Raw genomic sequence first — 14,798 nt, forward strand, 5'->3', positions numbered from 1 at the left:
CGGCTCTCGGGGTCGATGTAGGAGAACAGACCGCCCTGATCCCGGAACTCACCGCGCATTGCCCATGCTCCACAGCAAAAACCACGCTATGGAATCATCAATCCTGAAAAACCGGAAGGTTCTTCAGCAAACTGCTAGAGCGATTTCCGAGCAGATGGAACCGCTCGCGGTTCCATCTGCTCGGAAATGCGCGCACGGGGGTCGTTATTGCAGCAGGCATATTCCGTTCGGCTGATTCCAGCCGAACGGAATATGCTCTAGCTCAAGTCCAATAGCCGAAGCACAAGCCGGTTCCCGTTCCGGCGAGCGTGCGATAGCCAGGCGCGTAGTGCACCCACTTCAGGTCGAGATGCTCGAGTGCGCCGGCGGCGCAGATCCAGTTGCGGATCTCGGAGTTTCCTGAATTGAGCCGCTCACGCGGCAGGGATTGGAGCGCATCGGCGTCCTTTTCGCGGAGTGCGCGAATCACCTCGCCATCGAGCGCCTCGTCGATGGTGAAGTGGCTGAGCCCGCCTGATGCGACGATGCCGATACGAAGGTCTTCTGGATAGCCCTCCATCGCCTCGCGAATCACCTGGCCGAGCTTGTAGCAGCGCCGCGGCGACGGCTGGTTCGGCGGGTAATAGGTATTGAGGAAGACCGGCAGGACCGGGATCGCCGCGCGTTTCATGATGCGCTGGTGGACGAAGCCGAACGCATGCCCCTCGCCTTCGCCCTCGGGCAGCGCATTGGCCGTGGCGACGTCGAACTCCCGGTCGATCAACGCGCCGATGAGATGGTTCGCCAGCTTGGCATGGACCGGATAGTGCCGCGTCTCCTGCTCTTCGTAGTATCGGGCCGACGCGCGTCGCGCCCAGTCCGGCCGCCAGGCCACGTCGGGATCCATCGCCCGGATCGTGCGGTTCGGCACGTTGGCGATCGTCTCGCCGCGATAGACGAGGACGCTCGGCATGTGGTCGTCGTGATAGAGTTCCTTCTGATCGTCGCCGACGACGATGACCACGTCGAGCTTCGCGGCGACCAGCACGTCATGCAGCCGGTCCAGCGCTGCCATCGCCTCGGCGTGCCGCCGGGCATGCGTCTCCGGCGCGATGTCGACGCGCGGCGACAATGGCGCGGCCGCCAGAAGCTCGTCGAACGTCGCCGGGCGTCCATCCTTGTGAAGATGCTGGCGGCGTCGGTCGAGCTCCTCGAAGCGCGGCCAGTCCTCGGGCCCGAGATTGAGCATCGGCGTGTGCGACGTTCCGATGCCGAGGACGATCCGCGCCATCGCCCTAGTCCTCGAGATACTGGCCGGCGTCGAGCTTCACGTAGGCGTCCTGCTCGGTGAATGCCACGCCGACCGGGTCCTTGCCCGCCGCCAGCGCCTCGAGCTGGCGCTGGAACATCTGGCGCAGCATGGCGACGCCCTGGTCGGAGGACATCAGGTGCTCTTCCGAATGGAAGGTGATCGCCCCCTGCCCGACTTGCGCCTCAGTGTCGCCCGGGAACTTCTGGTGCTCCTCAGGCGTAAGCTCGGCCCAGGTCTTGCCGTTGTAACGCGACTTGAACTTGGCGAGCTCGCCCTTCTCCTTGACGCGGCCGGCGACGTAGATGCGGTAGTGCGTGTCGTCGATCGGCACCGTCCAGCCGATCGATTCGACCGTGCCGTACTGCCTGACCTGCGGGTTCGGCACGACGCGCAGGGTCGGCAGCACCGCCTCGGTGATGCGGCGGAATTTCTTGCCCTCCGGGCCCGGCCGCAGCGACGTCGCCTTCACGCCCATCGGACCGTACTCGAACTTCACCTTCGGGAAGGCCGCCATCTGCTCGACGAACTGCGGGCCGCTGAAGCTGCCGTGCAGGATCGGCACATGGTACGGGTCGACCACGTTCTCGAAATGCTGCAGCCAGTTGCAGGGCGCGATCTGGATGCCGCCCGAGCCGATGCTCGAATCGTCGGCTTCGACGAACTCGCCCGGCCCCATCGCCTCGAGGCACTCGTAGCGCGGCAGGACGGGCTTCTTCTCCGGTGGGCCGAGATAGGCGAAGACCAAGCCGTAGCGATCCTCTGTCGGATACCACGGCTGGCGCACCCGCTCGCATTGCGGCCCGGTAGGATTGGGCTCGGCCGGCATCTCCAGGCACTGGCCTTCGACGTCGAACAGCCAGCCATGATAGCAGCAGCGGATGCCGCGCTCCTCGACCTTGCCGTAGTACAGCGTCGTGCCGCGATGGCAGCAGCGCGGATAGACCAGGCCCGGCCGGCCCTGCCCGTCGCGGAACAGGATCAGCTCCTCGCCCAGGACCTTCACCGCCCGCGGCGTGGCGCCGGCGTCGCCGCTCAGGCCGACCGGATGCCAATAGCGCCGCAGCAGCTCGCCCATCGGCGTGCCGCGCCCGACCTCGGTCAGTCGCGCATTGTAGGTCGGCGGCTTCAGCGAGTACGCCGAGCGGATATCGGTTGCGCTCATCACTCCACCTTGGCGCCGGATTGCTGGATAAGGTCGGCCCAGATCGGTGTCTCGCGCGCCAGCACCTTGGCGAGCTCGTCGGGCGTCGAGCCGACCGGCGTCTGGCCCTGGGCGATCAGCTTCTCGGCCACGGCCGGCTCGCCGACCGCGGCATGGATCTCCTTCTGCAGGCGAGCGACGATCTCCGCCGGCGTGCCGGCCGGCGCGTAGGCTCCGACGAACAGGCTGAGATCGAAGCCCGGCACGAGCTGCTCGGCGAAGGTCGACAGCTCCGGCATCGAAGCCGAGCGCTTGCTGCCGGCGGCGGCGATCGCCTTGATCTTGCCGGCGGCGATCTGCGGCTTGGCGCTGACCGGGCTTGCCCAGGTGAGGTCCAGCCCGCCGTTGGCGACGTCCTGAAGCGCCGGCACATCGCCGCGATAGGGCACGTGGCTGTAGAAGCCGCCCAGCGTCTTCTCCAGCATCAGGCCGTAGAGATGGCCGCTCGAACCGATGCCCCAGCTGCCGTAGGTGGCGAGCCGGCCGAGACCTTTCGCCCAGGCCGCCATGCCCTTGAGGTCGTCGAACGGCGCGCCGGCCTTGGCCGCGAGGATGATGGTGCCGAGCGAGACCAGCGACACCGGGATCAGGTCCTTGGCCGGATCGAACGGCAGCTTGGCGTAGAGCGACGGGTTGTTGGTGTGCGTCGAGTTGGTGGTGATCAGGAAGGTGTAACCGTCGGAGGCCGCCTTGGCGACGACGTCGGCCCCGACGATGGTGTTGGCGCCGGGCTTGGGATCGACGATCACCTGCTGCCCCAGCCGCGGCGTCAGCGCATCGGCGATCACCCGCACCATGGCGTCGATCGCGCCGCCGGGATTGAACGGCACGACGATGCGTATCGGCTTGGTCGGCCAGGTCGTCTCGGCCCGCACGGCGAAGGGGGCGAGCAGGCTGGCGGCGAGGATCGTGCGGCGGCGCATGGACGGGACTTTACTCAGGCCCGCATTCCAGGTCGATCCGCACTGCCGCCGACTGCCAACTCGCGTGGCAGCGGTTGGTTGTAGGCGGGCCAACGCTTTGCGCCATTCCTGCCATCCCGCCCGCAGCCCCTCTCCCCCTTCGGTGGAAATTCACCGATCCCGTCCCGTCAGCAGCCATCGTCATGGCCGCACACTGCACCAGTGCGGGCCAAACACCTATTATGGGCAATGGCCCGAGCGATTCCTCAGGAAACGCGCCCTCAAAGCGGCGGTCCATTGCCCATAATGCAATTCTCCCACGAGCCCCAATCCACAGGGTTTGCCTCGCCCTAAAACGTCATTTCCCCAGCGAAATGGCAGCGGCTGAAGTGGCCGGGCGCCACCTCGCGCAGTTCGGGCGCTTCGGCGCGGCAGCGCGCCGTGGCGTGGCGGCAGCGCGGATGGAAGTAGCAGCCGGAGGGCGGCGCGGCCGGGCTCGGCACCTCGCCGCCCAGGATACCGTCGTCCTTGCGCACCCGCGGATCGGCAATGGGTACGGCCCGCATCAGCGCGGCGGTGTAGGGATGCTGCGGTTGGCGGAAGATCTCGGCGGTCGGCGCCAGCTCGACGAGCTGGCCGACATACATCACGGCGATGCGATCGGAGATGTGGCGCACCACCGACAGATCGTGCGCCACGAACAGGAAGGTGAGCTTGAGCCGCTGCTGCAGCTCGAGCAGCAGGTTCAGCACCTGCGCCTGGATCGAGACATCGAGCGCCGACACCGGCTCGTCGGCCACCACCAGCCGCGGATTGGTGGCGAGGGCGCGGGCGATGCCGATGCGCTGGCGCTGGCCGCCCGAGAAGGCGTGCGGGAAGCGGTGCATGAACTCCGGCCGCAAGCCGACCAGGCGCAGCAGCTCGGCCACGCGGTCGGCACGCTCGCGGCGGTTCTTCATGCCGTTGACCAGCAGCGGCTCGCCGACATTGTCGAGCAGCGTCATGCGCGGATTGAGCGACCCGAACGGGTCCTGGAAGATCATCTGGATCTCGGCGCGCAGCGGCAGCAATTCTCCCTGCGGCAGGGTCGCGAGATCGACGACCTTGCCCGATCGCATGCGATAGAGGATCTGACCGCCGGTCGGGTCGATGGCGCGCAGGATGCAGCGCGAGGCGGTGGTCTTGCCGCAGCCGCTCTCGCCGACCAGGCCGAGCGTCTCGCCCTCCTTCAGGGTGAAGTCGACGCCGTCAACCGCGCGGACATGGCCGACCACGCTCTGGAAGAAGCCGCGCGTGATCGGGAAGAATTTCTGCAGGCCGCGGACCTCGAGGAGGGAGTCGGTCATGGCTGGGGACTCATGGTCTTCCGGACCGCGGAGCTCCAGCTCCGCTCATGATCATGAGCGCGCCTGGAGGCCCGCGGTCCACATGAGCATGAGGGCTCGCTCATGCCGGCTCCGCAACGTCATGGTGCAGGAAGCAGCTCGCGAGCTGGTTGGCCGCGACCGGCTGCAGGCTGGGCACGGCGGCCGAGCAGCGGGCCATGGCGTCGGGGCAGCGCGGATGGAACGGGCATCCGGGCGGGCGATTGAACGGATGCGGCAGGGCGCCGGCGATCACCGGCAGCGCCACGCGGGTCTCGCCGTAGAGGCTCGGGATCGAGCGCAGCAGCGCCTTGGTGTAGGGGTGCTTGGGCGCATGGAAGATTTCGTCGACCGGCCCCTCCTCCATGACCCGGCCGAGATACATCACCACGACATAGCTCGCCATCTGGGCGATCACGCCGAGATCGTGGGTGATGAAGATGATCGCCGTGTCGTAGCGCGCCTGCAGGTCGCGCAGCAGCGCCAGCACCTGCGCCTGGGTGGTGACGTCGATCGCCGTGGTCGGCTCGTCGGCGATCAGCAGGCGCGGCTTGCAGGAGAGCGCCATGGCGATCATGGCGCGCTGGCGCAGGCCGCCCGAGAGCTGCCAGGAGTAGGCATCGATCCGCTGCTCGGGCATCGAGATGCCGACGTCGCGGAACAGGCCGACCGTGATGTCGCGGGCCTCGGCGCGACGGAGCTTGCGGCCGCCCTCCTTCCAGCGATGACCGTGCAGCAGGATCGCCTCGGCGATCTGATCGCCCACGGTATGGACCGGGCTGAAGGCGGCCATCGGCTCCTGCGGGATCAGCGCGATCTCGGCGCCGCGAATGTCGCGCATCTCGGCGCCGCGCGGCGGCAGTCGTGCGAGATCGACGGTGTCCGCGCCGTTGCGACGGCGGAAGCAGATCGTGCCGTCGGTGATCCGGCCGGGCTTTTCCACCAGTTGCAGGATGGCCCGCATGGTGACGCTCTTGCCGCAGCCGCTTTCGCCGACCACGCCCAGCACCTGTCCCGGCATGATGTCGAAGCTGGTGCCGTCGACGGCGCGCACCAGGCCCTCGTCCATCTGGAAGGACACCCTGAGGTCGCGGACGGAGAGCAGCGGTTCGGTCATCGGTTCAGTGGCTGTACGGGTCGGCGGCATCGCGCAGGCCGTCGCCGACGAGGTTGAAGGCCAGCACCGACACGATCACCACCAGGCCGGGGATCAGCAGCCACGGCGCCAGCGCGAGCGTCTGGATGTTCTGCGCCTCCTGCAGCAGCACGCCCCAACTGATCGCCGGGGGCCGGATGCCGAGACCGAGGAAGCTGAGCGACGTCTCGTTGATGATCATCACCGGGATGGCGAGCGAGCTGGTCGCGATGATGTGGCTGACGAAGGTCGGCACCATGTGGCGCAGGATGATGCGCATGCGCGAGCAGCCGGCCAGCCGCGCGGCCAGTACGAAATCCTCCTCGCGCAGCGCCAGGAAGCGGCCCCTCACCTCGCGGCCGAGCGTCGTCCAGCCGACCAGCGACAAGATCACGGTGATGGCGAAGAAGACTTGAATAGGCGTCCAGTCGCGCGGCAGCGCCGCCGACAAAGCGAGCCAGATCGGGATGGTCGGCACCGACTGCAGCAGCTCGATGATGCGCTGGATCACCTGGTCGGTCTTGCCGCCGACATAGCCCGAGATGCCGCCCAGCACGACACCCAGGATCACGCTCAGCGCCACCGCGACCAGGCCGACCGTCATCGAGGTCTGGGTGCCGTGCATGATTCGCGACCACTGGTCCCGGCCGAGCCGGTCGGAGCCCAGCAGGAAGATGCGCTGCGTCGGATCGGCCGGCACGACCAGATGCAGCTTGGTGCGGACCAGCCCGAACAGCTTCCATTCCGGGCCGGCACCGAAGAAGCGGATCGGCACCCTCTTCTTGGGATCGGTCGTCCATTCCATGCGCAAGGTCGTCGGGTTGCGCTTGCCGACGATCGCCGGCACCCAGGGCGACAGCGCGCCGTCGGCGAGCAGATGGATCGACTGCACCGGGATGAAGGCCTGGCGCGCGTCGGTGCGCTCGGGATCCTGGGTCGAGAAGAAGCTCGGAAAGAGCACGACGAGGTAGAGCAGGATCAGCAGCCCGGCGCTCGCCATGGCGAGGTGATGGCGGCGGAAGCGCCACCACACCAGCCGCCAGTTGGAGGCGACGGCGACCCTGTCCTCGGCCTCCTGGCCGGCCGCAACGGCGGTCATGTCTTCGCCTCATATCCCTCTCCCCCGCTAGGGGGAGAGGTTAGGTGAGGGGGTAGCACGAGCTGTCGAAGCCTCCTCACCCGCCCTCTCCCCCTAGCGGGGGAGAGGAGAAAGAGAACGGCGGTCATGCTCATCGGTCCACCCGGATGCGCGGGTCGATCAGCGCCAGAGCCACGTCCGACAGCAGCGTGCCGACGATGGTCAGGAACGAGTAGATCAGCAGGATGCCGCCCGCGAGGTACATGTCCTGGTTGACCAGCGCGCGCAGCAGCAGCGGGCCGATATTGGGCAGGTTCATCACCGTCGCTACGATCAGGCTGCCGGAGAACAGGAGCGGCAGGTACCAGCCGATGGTGCTGACCAGCGGGTTGAAGGCGAGCCGCACCGGATAGCGCAGCACCAGGCGCCATTCCTTCATGCCCTTGGCGCGGGCGGTCACGACGTAGGGCTTGTTGAGCTCGTCGAGCAGGTTGGCGCGCATGATGCGCGACAGGCGCGCCGTGCCGGCGATGCCCAGCACCAGCGCCGGCAGCCAGATATGGCCCAGCAGATCGACAAACTTGCCGACGCTCCACGGCGCCTGGGCGTACTCCTCCGAGAACAGCCCGGTGATGCTGATGTCGAAATAGGCGAACGCCACCCACATCAGGACCAGCGCCAGCATGAAGTTGGGCGTGGCGACGCCGACATAGTTGATGACGGTCAACAGGTGGTCGCCGATCGACCGTGGATGGGTCGCCGAATAGATGCCCGCCGGAATCGCCAGGGCCCAGGTCAGCACGAACGAGAACAAGGCGAGCGCCAGCGTGAGGCCCAGCACCTCGCCGATCAGCTCGGCGTTCGGCCGCTGGTATTCGAGCGACAGGCCGAAATCGCCGTGGACCAGGTGCTGCAGCCACAGCAGGTACTGGACGAAGAACGGCTGATCGAGCCCGTACTGTGCCCGCATGGCGGCGATCTGCTCGGCCGACAGCGACGAGCCGGACGACGCCAGCGTCGCGACATAGGCCGTCAGGAAGTCGCCCGGCGGCGCCTGCATGATGGCGAAGATGACGAACGAATAGACCATCATCAGCAGCGGCAGGAGAGCCAGCCGCTGGAGGATGTAGCGGGTCATGTCGTTCCTCCCTCCCCCGTCATACGGCGGAGGTGCCCCGTCCTACGGGGCGGAGGGGGAAGGCCGAACAGGGAGTGCTCGAAACTTTCAGATCTGAAATACGCGGACATTTCGTCTGGTGCTTTCCCCCTCCGGCCCTGCGGGCCACCTCCCCCGTAAGACGGGGCAGGTGAAGAGTTACTTGGCAAAATAGAACTGCTCGGTGCGGGCGTTGCCGGGGCTGCGCAATGGCCAATCGTTGCCCATCCTGGTTGGCACGTTGCGGAACCTGTTGTTGACCACCACCACGCCCTGCACCATCGGCGTCAGCCCGATCGTGCCGATCTCGAACACGTTGTCGGCCCAGATGCGGTAAAGCTCCTGGCTGAGCTTGACCTGCTCGTCCGGCGGCACGGTGCGCGCCTTGTCGACGATCTCGACGATGCGCTTCATCTCCGGTGTCGGCTCCTGCCCTTCCTTGCCGCCCGAGGCGTACCAGCGGCGCCACAGCGGGCCGATGGTCAGGATCGGCGCGTTGCGCGGGTCGACCTTGGCATTGCCGGTGTACGGAAAGGCGCTGGTGTCCTCGTTCCAGATCTCGGCCATCAGCTCGTTGTTCTCGTTCATCTTGAAGTGCAGCGCGCGCTCGCGGATCTGCACGATGGTCTTGATGCCGACCGCCTCCCAGTCCTTGGAGACCAGCAGCGCCACGTCCGGCCAGGCGCCGAATGCCGGCACGACCGAAATCTCGATGGTCGCGGGCTTGCCGTTGGGCAGCAGGCGGATGCCGTTGCCGTCCTTCTTGGTGAGCCCGATGCCGTCGAGCCGCTTGTTGGCCTTGTCCTTGTCGAACTCGGTGAACTTCTTGGCGTAGTCGTCGCCCGGATAGTACGGATGCCACGGCGCCGGCACCGGCTGGCGCGGCTCGCCGAGGCCCAGGAACACGCTTTCCTTGATCTGGTCGCGGTTGACGGCGAGCGACAGCGCGATGCGGAAGTCCTTGTTGGCCATCACCTTGCCCATCTCCGGATCGGCCGTGTAGGTCTGGTTGATGGCCAGCACGGCATCGGCGCCGCCGAAGGTCGGCCAGGTCGTGATCTTGTACTTGCCGGCCTTCTCCTGCTCCTTGAGCACCGGATAGTTCGTCATGATGACGTGGCGCTCCTGCATGTCGAAGTTGCCGGCGATCGCCGCCAGGTTCAGCGCCTGGGCATCGGCGAAATAGGTGAAGCGCACCTCGTCGATATAGGGAAGCTGGTTGCCGTCCTTGTCGACGCCGACGAAGTACGGGTTGCGCCTCAGGGTGAACACCGGATCGCTGGCGCGGCTGCTCGGCGCCCAGGCCGCCATGGTCGGGCGCTCGGGATTCTCCGGCGGCGCGTTCTTGTTGGCGAACAGCTCGGTCCAGGTCTTGAAGCCCGCCGCCTGCGCCATCTTCTCGATGTCGGCCTTGGGCGCGTGGCTGGGATGGAACCTCTTGAGGTAGTGCGCCGGCAGGAACATCGCGTAGGTGCGGTCGGCGCCATCCTGGTTGGCGACCGCCGTCAGGAACAGCGTCGCCGGCGCGCTGTAGGTGAAGCGCACCGTGCTGTCGTCGACCTTCTCGACCTTGGCCGCCGTGCCGTCGGGGCTCTTGATCCAGCCCGGCAGGGTCGGCGTCAGCTCCTTGTTGAGCAGCACGTCGTTGTACCAGAACAGGATGTCGTCGGCGCCGAAGGGCTGGCCGTCCGACCACTTGGAGCCCTTGCGCAGCTTGATCGTCCAGGCCTTGAAGTCGGCTGACGGCTCGGCCGATTCGGCGATCTTGGGCTCGATCTTGGCGCCGTCCGGCGAGAAGCGGAACAGCGCGTCGTAGACGACGCGGATGTAGTTGTTGGCGTCGGCCGGCCCGAGGAAGGCGCGGCGCCACACACCACCGTACTCGCCGACCTTGTCGACCACCGGCACGACCAGCGGAGCCTGCGGCAGGCGTTGCTCGAGCGGCGGCAGCTTGCCCGCCTTGACCTGGTCGGCGAGCGACGGTGCCTCCTTGTACGTGCCCTGCGCCCAGGCCGCCGATCCGGCGAGCCCCAGGCTCGTGGCGATCGCCAAGCCGACCATCGAACGACGGGTGAAGCCACTCGACCGCATGCGTTTCCCCCTGACAAAGTTGTCAGACAGCCTTGGTCAGCGACCGGATGGTGTCAAGGTTCGCGCCCCGAAAATCACGCTTGCAGACGCGCGCGCGGCAATTCCCTACACTCGCCGCCGGAGGAAACGTTGCCCCTTTGGATACCGATCACCGTCGCGGCGGCGCTGTGCCAGAACATCCGCACGACGATGCAGCAGAAAATTCGCGGCATTCTCAGCGTCGATGGCGCCAATTTCGTCCGCTATCTCTATGGAGCGCCGCTGGTGCTCGGGATGCTGGCCTTCCTGGTGTTCGGCACCGGCCGCCACGTGCCGCACATCACCTGGGGCTTCCTGCTGCTGGTCACCATCGCCGGCGTGGCGCAGATCGTGGCGACCTCGCTGATGATCCACTCCTTCGCGCTGCGCAACTACGCGGTCGGCACGGTCTACTCCAAGACCGAGACGGTGTTCGTCGCCTTGTTCGCGACCTTCATCGCCCATGAATCGTTGAAGCTCGGCGCCTGGATCGGCATCCTCGTTTGCCTGAGCGGCGTCGCCATCCTGAGCGTGCGCGGCAACTTCGCCAACGTCCGCTCGGTGCTGGCCGACCTCACCCACAAGGGCGCGCTTTACGGCATCGCCGCCGGCGCGATCTTCGCGATCGCCGCCGGCACGATCCGCGAGGCCTCCAAGCTCCTGCCCGAGGGCGACTTCCTGGTGCGCGGCATCACCGTGCTCGCCTGCATGAATACCATCCAGGTGGTCCTGATGGCGCTCTACCTTGCGCGCCGCGACCGGCCGCAGCTCGGCAAGGTCTGGTTCAACTGGCGCTCTTCGATCTGGGTCGGCATCTTCAGCGTGCTGGGCTCGGCCGGCTGGGCGCTCGCCATGACGCTCGAGAACGCCGCGCTGGTGCGCGCGGTCGGCCAGATCGAGCTGGTCTTCACCTTCATCGCCTCCCACGTCGTGCTCAAGGAACGGCCGTCGGCCGGCGAATGGCTCGGCAGCGTGCTGGTCGTGGGCGGCGTCGTCCTCATTCTCATTGGCAGGTGATCCCATGACCAACCCGCGGCCGCTGTCAGATGTCCGCGTGCTCGACTTCTCGACCACCATCGCCGGCCCGCACTGTGCGCGCCTGCTGGCCGACATGGGCGCCGATGTCATCAAGATCGAATCGCCGGAAGGCGACCTGATGCGCAGCCGGCCGGTGCAGCGCGACGGCCAGGGCACGATGTTCGGGCAGCTCAACGCCGGCAAACGCTCGATCGTGCTCGACCTGAAGAAGCCCGAAGCGATCGCCGTCGTGAAGAAGCTGGTCGCCAGGGTCGATATCGTGCTGGAGAACTACCGGCCGGGCGTCATGAAGCGGCTCGGGCTCGACTATGCCGAGCTCGCCAAGATCAACCCGCGGATCATCTACGGCGCGATCTCAGGATACGGCCAGACGGGCCCGGCGGCGGGCCGCCCGGCCTACGCGCCGGTGATCCATGCCTCGACCGGCTACGACCGTGCCCACCTCTTCTACCAGCAGGGCCGCGAGCGGCCAGACAATTGCGGCATCTTCGTCGCCGACTACGCCTCGGGCGCCTATGCGCTGGGCGGCATCCTCGCAGCGCTGCATCAGCGCGGCGTCACCGGCAAGGGCCAGATGGTCGATGTCTCGATGTTCGAGACCCTGGTCGGCATGCTGCTGGGCGAGGTCAACCGCGCCCAGTTCGACTTCGAGATGCCGTCGCGGCCGATGTACGGCCCGGTCGAGGCCAAGGACGGCTACGTCATGATCGCCACGGCCAGCGAGAAGACCTTCCAGGACATGGCAACCGCGGCCGGCCGGCGCGACTGGCTGACCGATCCGCGCTTCGAGAAGTATCACGACCGCCGCATGAACTGGGACCAGTTCGTCGACGAGTTCGAGAAGTGGTCCAGGACGCTCACCGTCAAGGAGTGCGTCATGGCGCTCGAGAAGCACGGCGTGCCCTGCTCGCCCTACCTCACCGTGACCGAGGCGCTGAAGGACGCGCAGGTCGCCCATCGCGGCTCCCTGTGCGAGATCGAGGATGGCGCCGGCAAGTACCTGTCGCCCGCCCCGCCCTTCCGCTTCTCGGGCTCGGCGCTGCAGAGCGGGCCCAAGGTCTCCCGCCTCGGCGAGCATACCGAGAGCGTGCTCAAGGACGCCGGCCTCAGCGCCGACGAGATCAAGGCCTTGATGAAATGATCGATCCGCGAACGCCTATCCTCGTCGGCTGTGGCCAGATCACGGATACCAAGAGTCTACCGTCGAGCGAGCGGTCGCTGGTCGCTTTCTGCGCCGAGGCAGCAAACGCGGCTCTGGAGGACACGCAGACGGCCAGCGGTGGCCATGCGCTGGGTCACGAGATCGATGCGATCGCGGTGCTGGAGTTCTTCAGCGACATCAGCCCGCGTTTCCGCTCGCCCTATGGCCGCTCGAGCAATCCGCCCAAGAGCGTCGCGCGCCGCCTTCACGCCCGTCCGCGGCAGCTGCTGTACAGCCATTCCGGCGGCAACATGCCCCAGTACCTGGTCAACCGCTTCGCCGAGGAGATCGCCAACGGCGAGACCGAGCTGGCCCTGGTCTGCGGCGCCGAGCTGCTGCGCAGCTCGCAAAGCGCCCGCCGCGCCGGCCTGGCGCTGGACTGGAATGAGGATCCGGGCGGCGAGCCGACGCGGATCGGCGACAAGCGCTTCGGCTACTCCGACGAGGAGGCTCGCCACGAGCTGCGCGCGGCGATCCATTTCTATCCGCTGCTGGAGAACGCCATCCGCGCCGGCCTGAAGCGTGATGTGCCGAGCCACATGGCGGCGATGGGCCGGCTGTTCCATCGCCTGGCCGCTGTCGCCAAGGACAATCCATTGGCTACCCGGCGCGAAGGCTACAGCGCCGAGCGGCTGTCGACGATCACGGATGACAATCGCTGGATCTGCTTTCCCTACCCACGGCTCATGAACGCCAATGCCATGATCGACCAGGCGGCCGCAGTGCTGATCACCTCGGTCGGCAAGGCGCGCGAATGGGGCATCCCACAGGAACGTTGGGTCTTCCTGCACGGCTGCGCCGACGGCACGGACACCTGGGTCGTCTCCGAGCGCGCCCGGCTCGACGCCTCGCCCGCGATCCGCGGCTGCAATCGAGTTGCTCTGGAGATGGCGGGCAAGACGCTGGCCGACGTGTCGGCGTTCGACCTCTACAGCTGCTTCCCGTCGGCCGTCGAGGTGGCGATGAAAGAGATCGGGCTCGCCGAGGACGATCTACGGCCGATCAGCGTCACCGGCGGCCTGCCGTTCTTCGGCGGACCCGGGAACAACTACGTCACGCACTCGATCGCCGAGATGATGAACGTGGTGCGCCGCAAGCCCGGTTCGTTCGGCATGGTCACCGCCAACGGGATGTATCTGACCAAGCACTCGGCCGGCCTCTATTCGACTAAACCGGTCGAGGGTCCGTGGCGCCGCCAGGATCCCAGGAAGCTGCAGGCCGAGCTCGATGCCGCGCACCGGCAGACGGTCGATGCGGCCCCCGACGGCACGGGCACGATCGAGACCTACTGCGTGGCCTACGGCAAGGACGCACCCGAGAAGGCCTTCGTCTTCGGCCGCTTCGACGGTTCGGACGAGCGCTTCGTGGCCGTGACCGCCGAGCCGGCCTTGCTCGCCGACATGCTGACGGAGGAGCAGCTTGGGCGTAGGATCGCCGTCAACCAACAGGACGGCCGCAACGTCTTCCGTCCGATCTGAGGGACCCATGCCCAACATGCTGAACGCCGCACAGGCGGCCGAATTCAACGAGAAGGGTTTCACCTACGCCCGCGGCCTGTTCGCCGCCGACGAGATCAAGCTGCTGACCGAGGCGATGGAGAAGGACCCTGCGGTGCGCTCCAGCATCCTCGATCGGCGCGACGGCGAAGGCCGCTCGACCCGCATCGCGCTGTGGAACCGCGCCGGCGATTCGGTCTACGGGCTCGCCGCCCGCTGCGAACGCATGGTCGACACCTCAGCGCACCTGCTGGGCGGCGACGTCTATCACTACCAGTCCAAGCTCACGGCCAAGGAGCCCGAGGTCGGCGGCGCCTGGGAATGGCACCAGGATTACGGCTACTGGTACTACAACGGCTGCCTGCGGCCCGACCTCTTGTCGGTGATGATCGCCCTCGACAAGACCAACCGCGAGAACGGCTGCCTGCAGATCGCCACCGGTTCGCACCGGCTGGGCCGCATCGACCATACGCCGTTGTCGCCGACCCAGAACGAGGTCGATCCCAAGCGCATGCCCTACATCCTGGACAAGTGCCCGGTCGAGTATTGCGAGCTCGAGCCGGGCGATGCGCTGATCTTCCACTGCAACGCCATCCACCGCTCCGACGCCAACCGCTCGGCCCGGCGGCGCTGGACGCTGCTGATCTGCTACAACCGGGTCGACAACGACACCGTCGTGAAGGGCGACGACCGGTACTTCGTGCCGCTCGACAAGGTCGATGACGGCGCGCTGCGCCGCGCCGGGCTGCGTTTCGCGGGTAGCGACAACCAGGAACACTTCGCGTCGCGGCCGTACGTGCCGGACCTGCGCAAGGCGTCGTAAGCCG

Annotated in this window: 12 protein-coding genes; 4 read left to right on the top strand and 8 right to left on the bottom strand. The window is 67.0% G+C overall.

Annotation, left to right across the window (positions count from 1 at the left end; translation table 11 throughout):
• Positions 1-262: 262 nt before the first annotated feature.
• From J0J01_RS16145 to J0J01_RS16180, 8 genes are all read right to left on the bottom strand, one after another.
• Positions 263-1,270: an extradiol ring-cleavage dioxygenase gene (locus J0J01_RS16145; protein WP_296382338.1), complete on the bottom strand. Its 1,008-nt coding sequence runs from the start codon at positions 1,268-1,270 to the stop codon at positions 263-265.
• Between the two features lie 4 nt (positions 1,271-1,274).
• Entirely contained in the window at positions 1,275-2,453 is a 1,179-nt protein-coding gene (locus tag J0J01_RS16150; RefSeq protein WP_296382340.1) for an aromatic ring-hydroxylating dioxygenase subunit alpha, read from the bottom strand.
• On the bottom strand, positions 2,453-3,415 hold the full coding sequence (locus J0J01_RS16155) for a tripartite tricarboxylate transporter substrate-binding protein (RefSeq protein WP_296382341.1): 963 nt from the start codon (positions 3,413-3,415) through the stop codon (positions 2,453-2,455). Before J0J01_RS16155 ends, J0J01_RS16150 begins: the two co-directional genes overlap by 1 nt.
• Before the next feature lie 329 nt (positions 3,416-3,744).
• A complete protein-coding gene (locus tag J0J01_RS16160) occupies positions 3,745-4,740 on the bottom strand; it encodes an oligopeptide/dipeptide ABC transporter ATP-binding protein (protein WP_296382343.1) in 996 nt (331 codons plus the stop codon).
• A gap of 100 nt (positions 4,741-4,840) precedes the next feature.
• Entirely contained in the window at positions 4,841-5,875 is a 1,035-nt protein-coding gene (locus J0J01_RS16165; RefSeq protein WP_296382345.1) for an ABC transporter ATP-binding protein, read from the bottom strand.
• 4 nt (positions 5,876-5,879) lie between these two features.
• Positions 5,880-6,992, bottom strand: a complete 1,113-nt coding sequence (locus tag J0J01_RS16170) for an ABC transporter permease (protein WP_296382347.1) — start codon at positions 6,990-6,992, stop codon at positions 5,880-5,882.
• Positions 6,993-7,122: 130 nt separating this feature from the next.
• Positions 7,123-8,109: an ABC transporter permease gene (locus tag J0J01_RS16175; RefSeq protein ID WP_296382349.1), complete on the bottom strand. Its 987-nt coding sequence runs from the start codon at positions 8,107-8,109 to the stop codon at positions 7,123-7,125.
• A 177-nt stretch (positions 8,110-8,286) separates the two neighbouring features.
• On the bottom strand, positions 8,287-10,218 hold the full coding sequence (locus J0J01_RS16180; protein ID WP_296382351.1) for an ABC transporter substrate-binding protein: 1,932 nt from the start codon (positions 10,216-10,218) through the stop codon (positions 8,287-8,289).
• A gap of 129 nt (positions 10,219-10,347) precedes the next feature.
• Here J0J01_RS16180 and J0J01_RS16185 point away from each other — a divergent pair, with 129 nt between their 5' ends.
• From J0J01_RS16185 to J0J01_RS16200, 4 genes are read left to right on the top strand one after another with little or no spacing between them, the layout of a single operon-like run.
• Positions 10,348-11,253, top strand: a complete 906-nt coding sequence (locus J0J01_RS16185) for an EamA family transporter (protein ID WP_296382353.1) — start codon at positions 10,348-10,350, stop codon at positions 11,251-11,253.
• A 4-nt stretch (positions 11,254-11,257) separates the two neighbouring features.
• Positions 11,258-12,415 carry a CaiB/BaiF CoA-transferase family protein gene (locus J0J01_RS16190; RefSeq protein ID WP_296382355.1) on the top strand — a complete coding sequence of 386 codons (1,158 nt, stop codon included), beginning with the start codon at positions 11,258-11,260 and terminating at the stop codon, positions 12,413-12,415.
• Entirely contained in the window at positions 12,412-13,953 is a 1,542-nt protein-coding gene (locus J0J01_RS16195; protein WP_296382356.1) for an acetyl-CoA acetyltransferase, read from the top strand. Before J0J01_RS16190 ends, J0J01_RS16195 begins: the two co-directional genes overlap by 4 nt.
• Before the next feature lie 7 nt (positions 13,954-13,960).
• Positions 13,961-14,794: a phytanoyl-CoA dioxygenase family protein gene (locus J0J01_RS16200; RefSeq protein WP_296382357.1), complete on the top strand. Its 834-nt coding sequence runs from the start codon at positions 13,961-13,963 to the stop codon at positions 14,792-14,794.
• The last annotated feature ends 4 nt before the right edge of the window (positions 14,795-14,798 follow it).

It is taken from the genome of Reyranella sp., assembly GCF_017305915.1.
In the GTDB taxonomy this organism is placed as follows: Bacteria; Pseudomonadota; Alphaproteobacteria; order Reyranellales; family Reyranellaceae; genus Reyranella.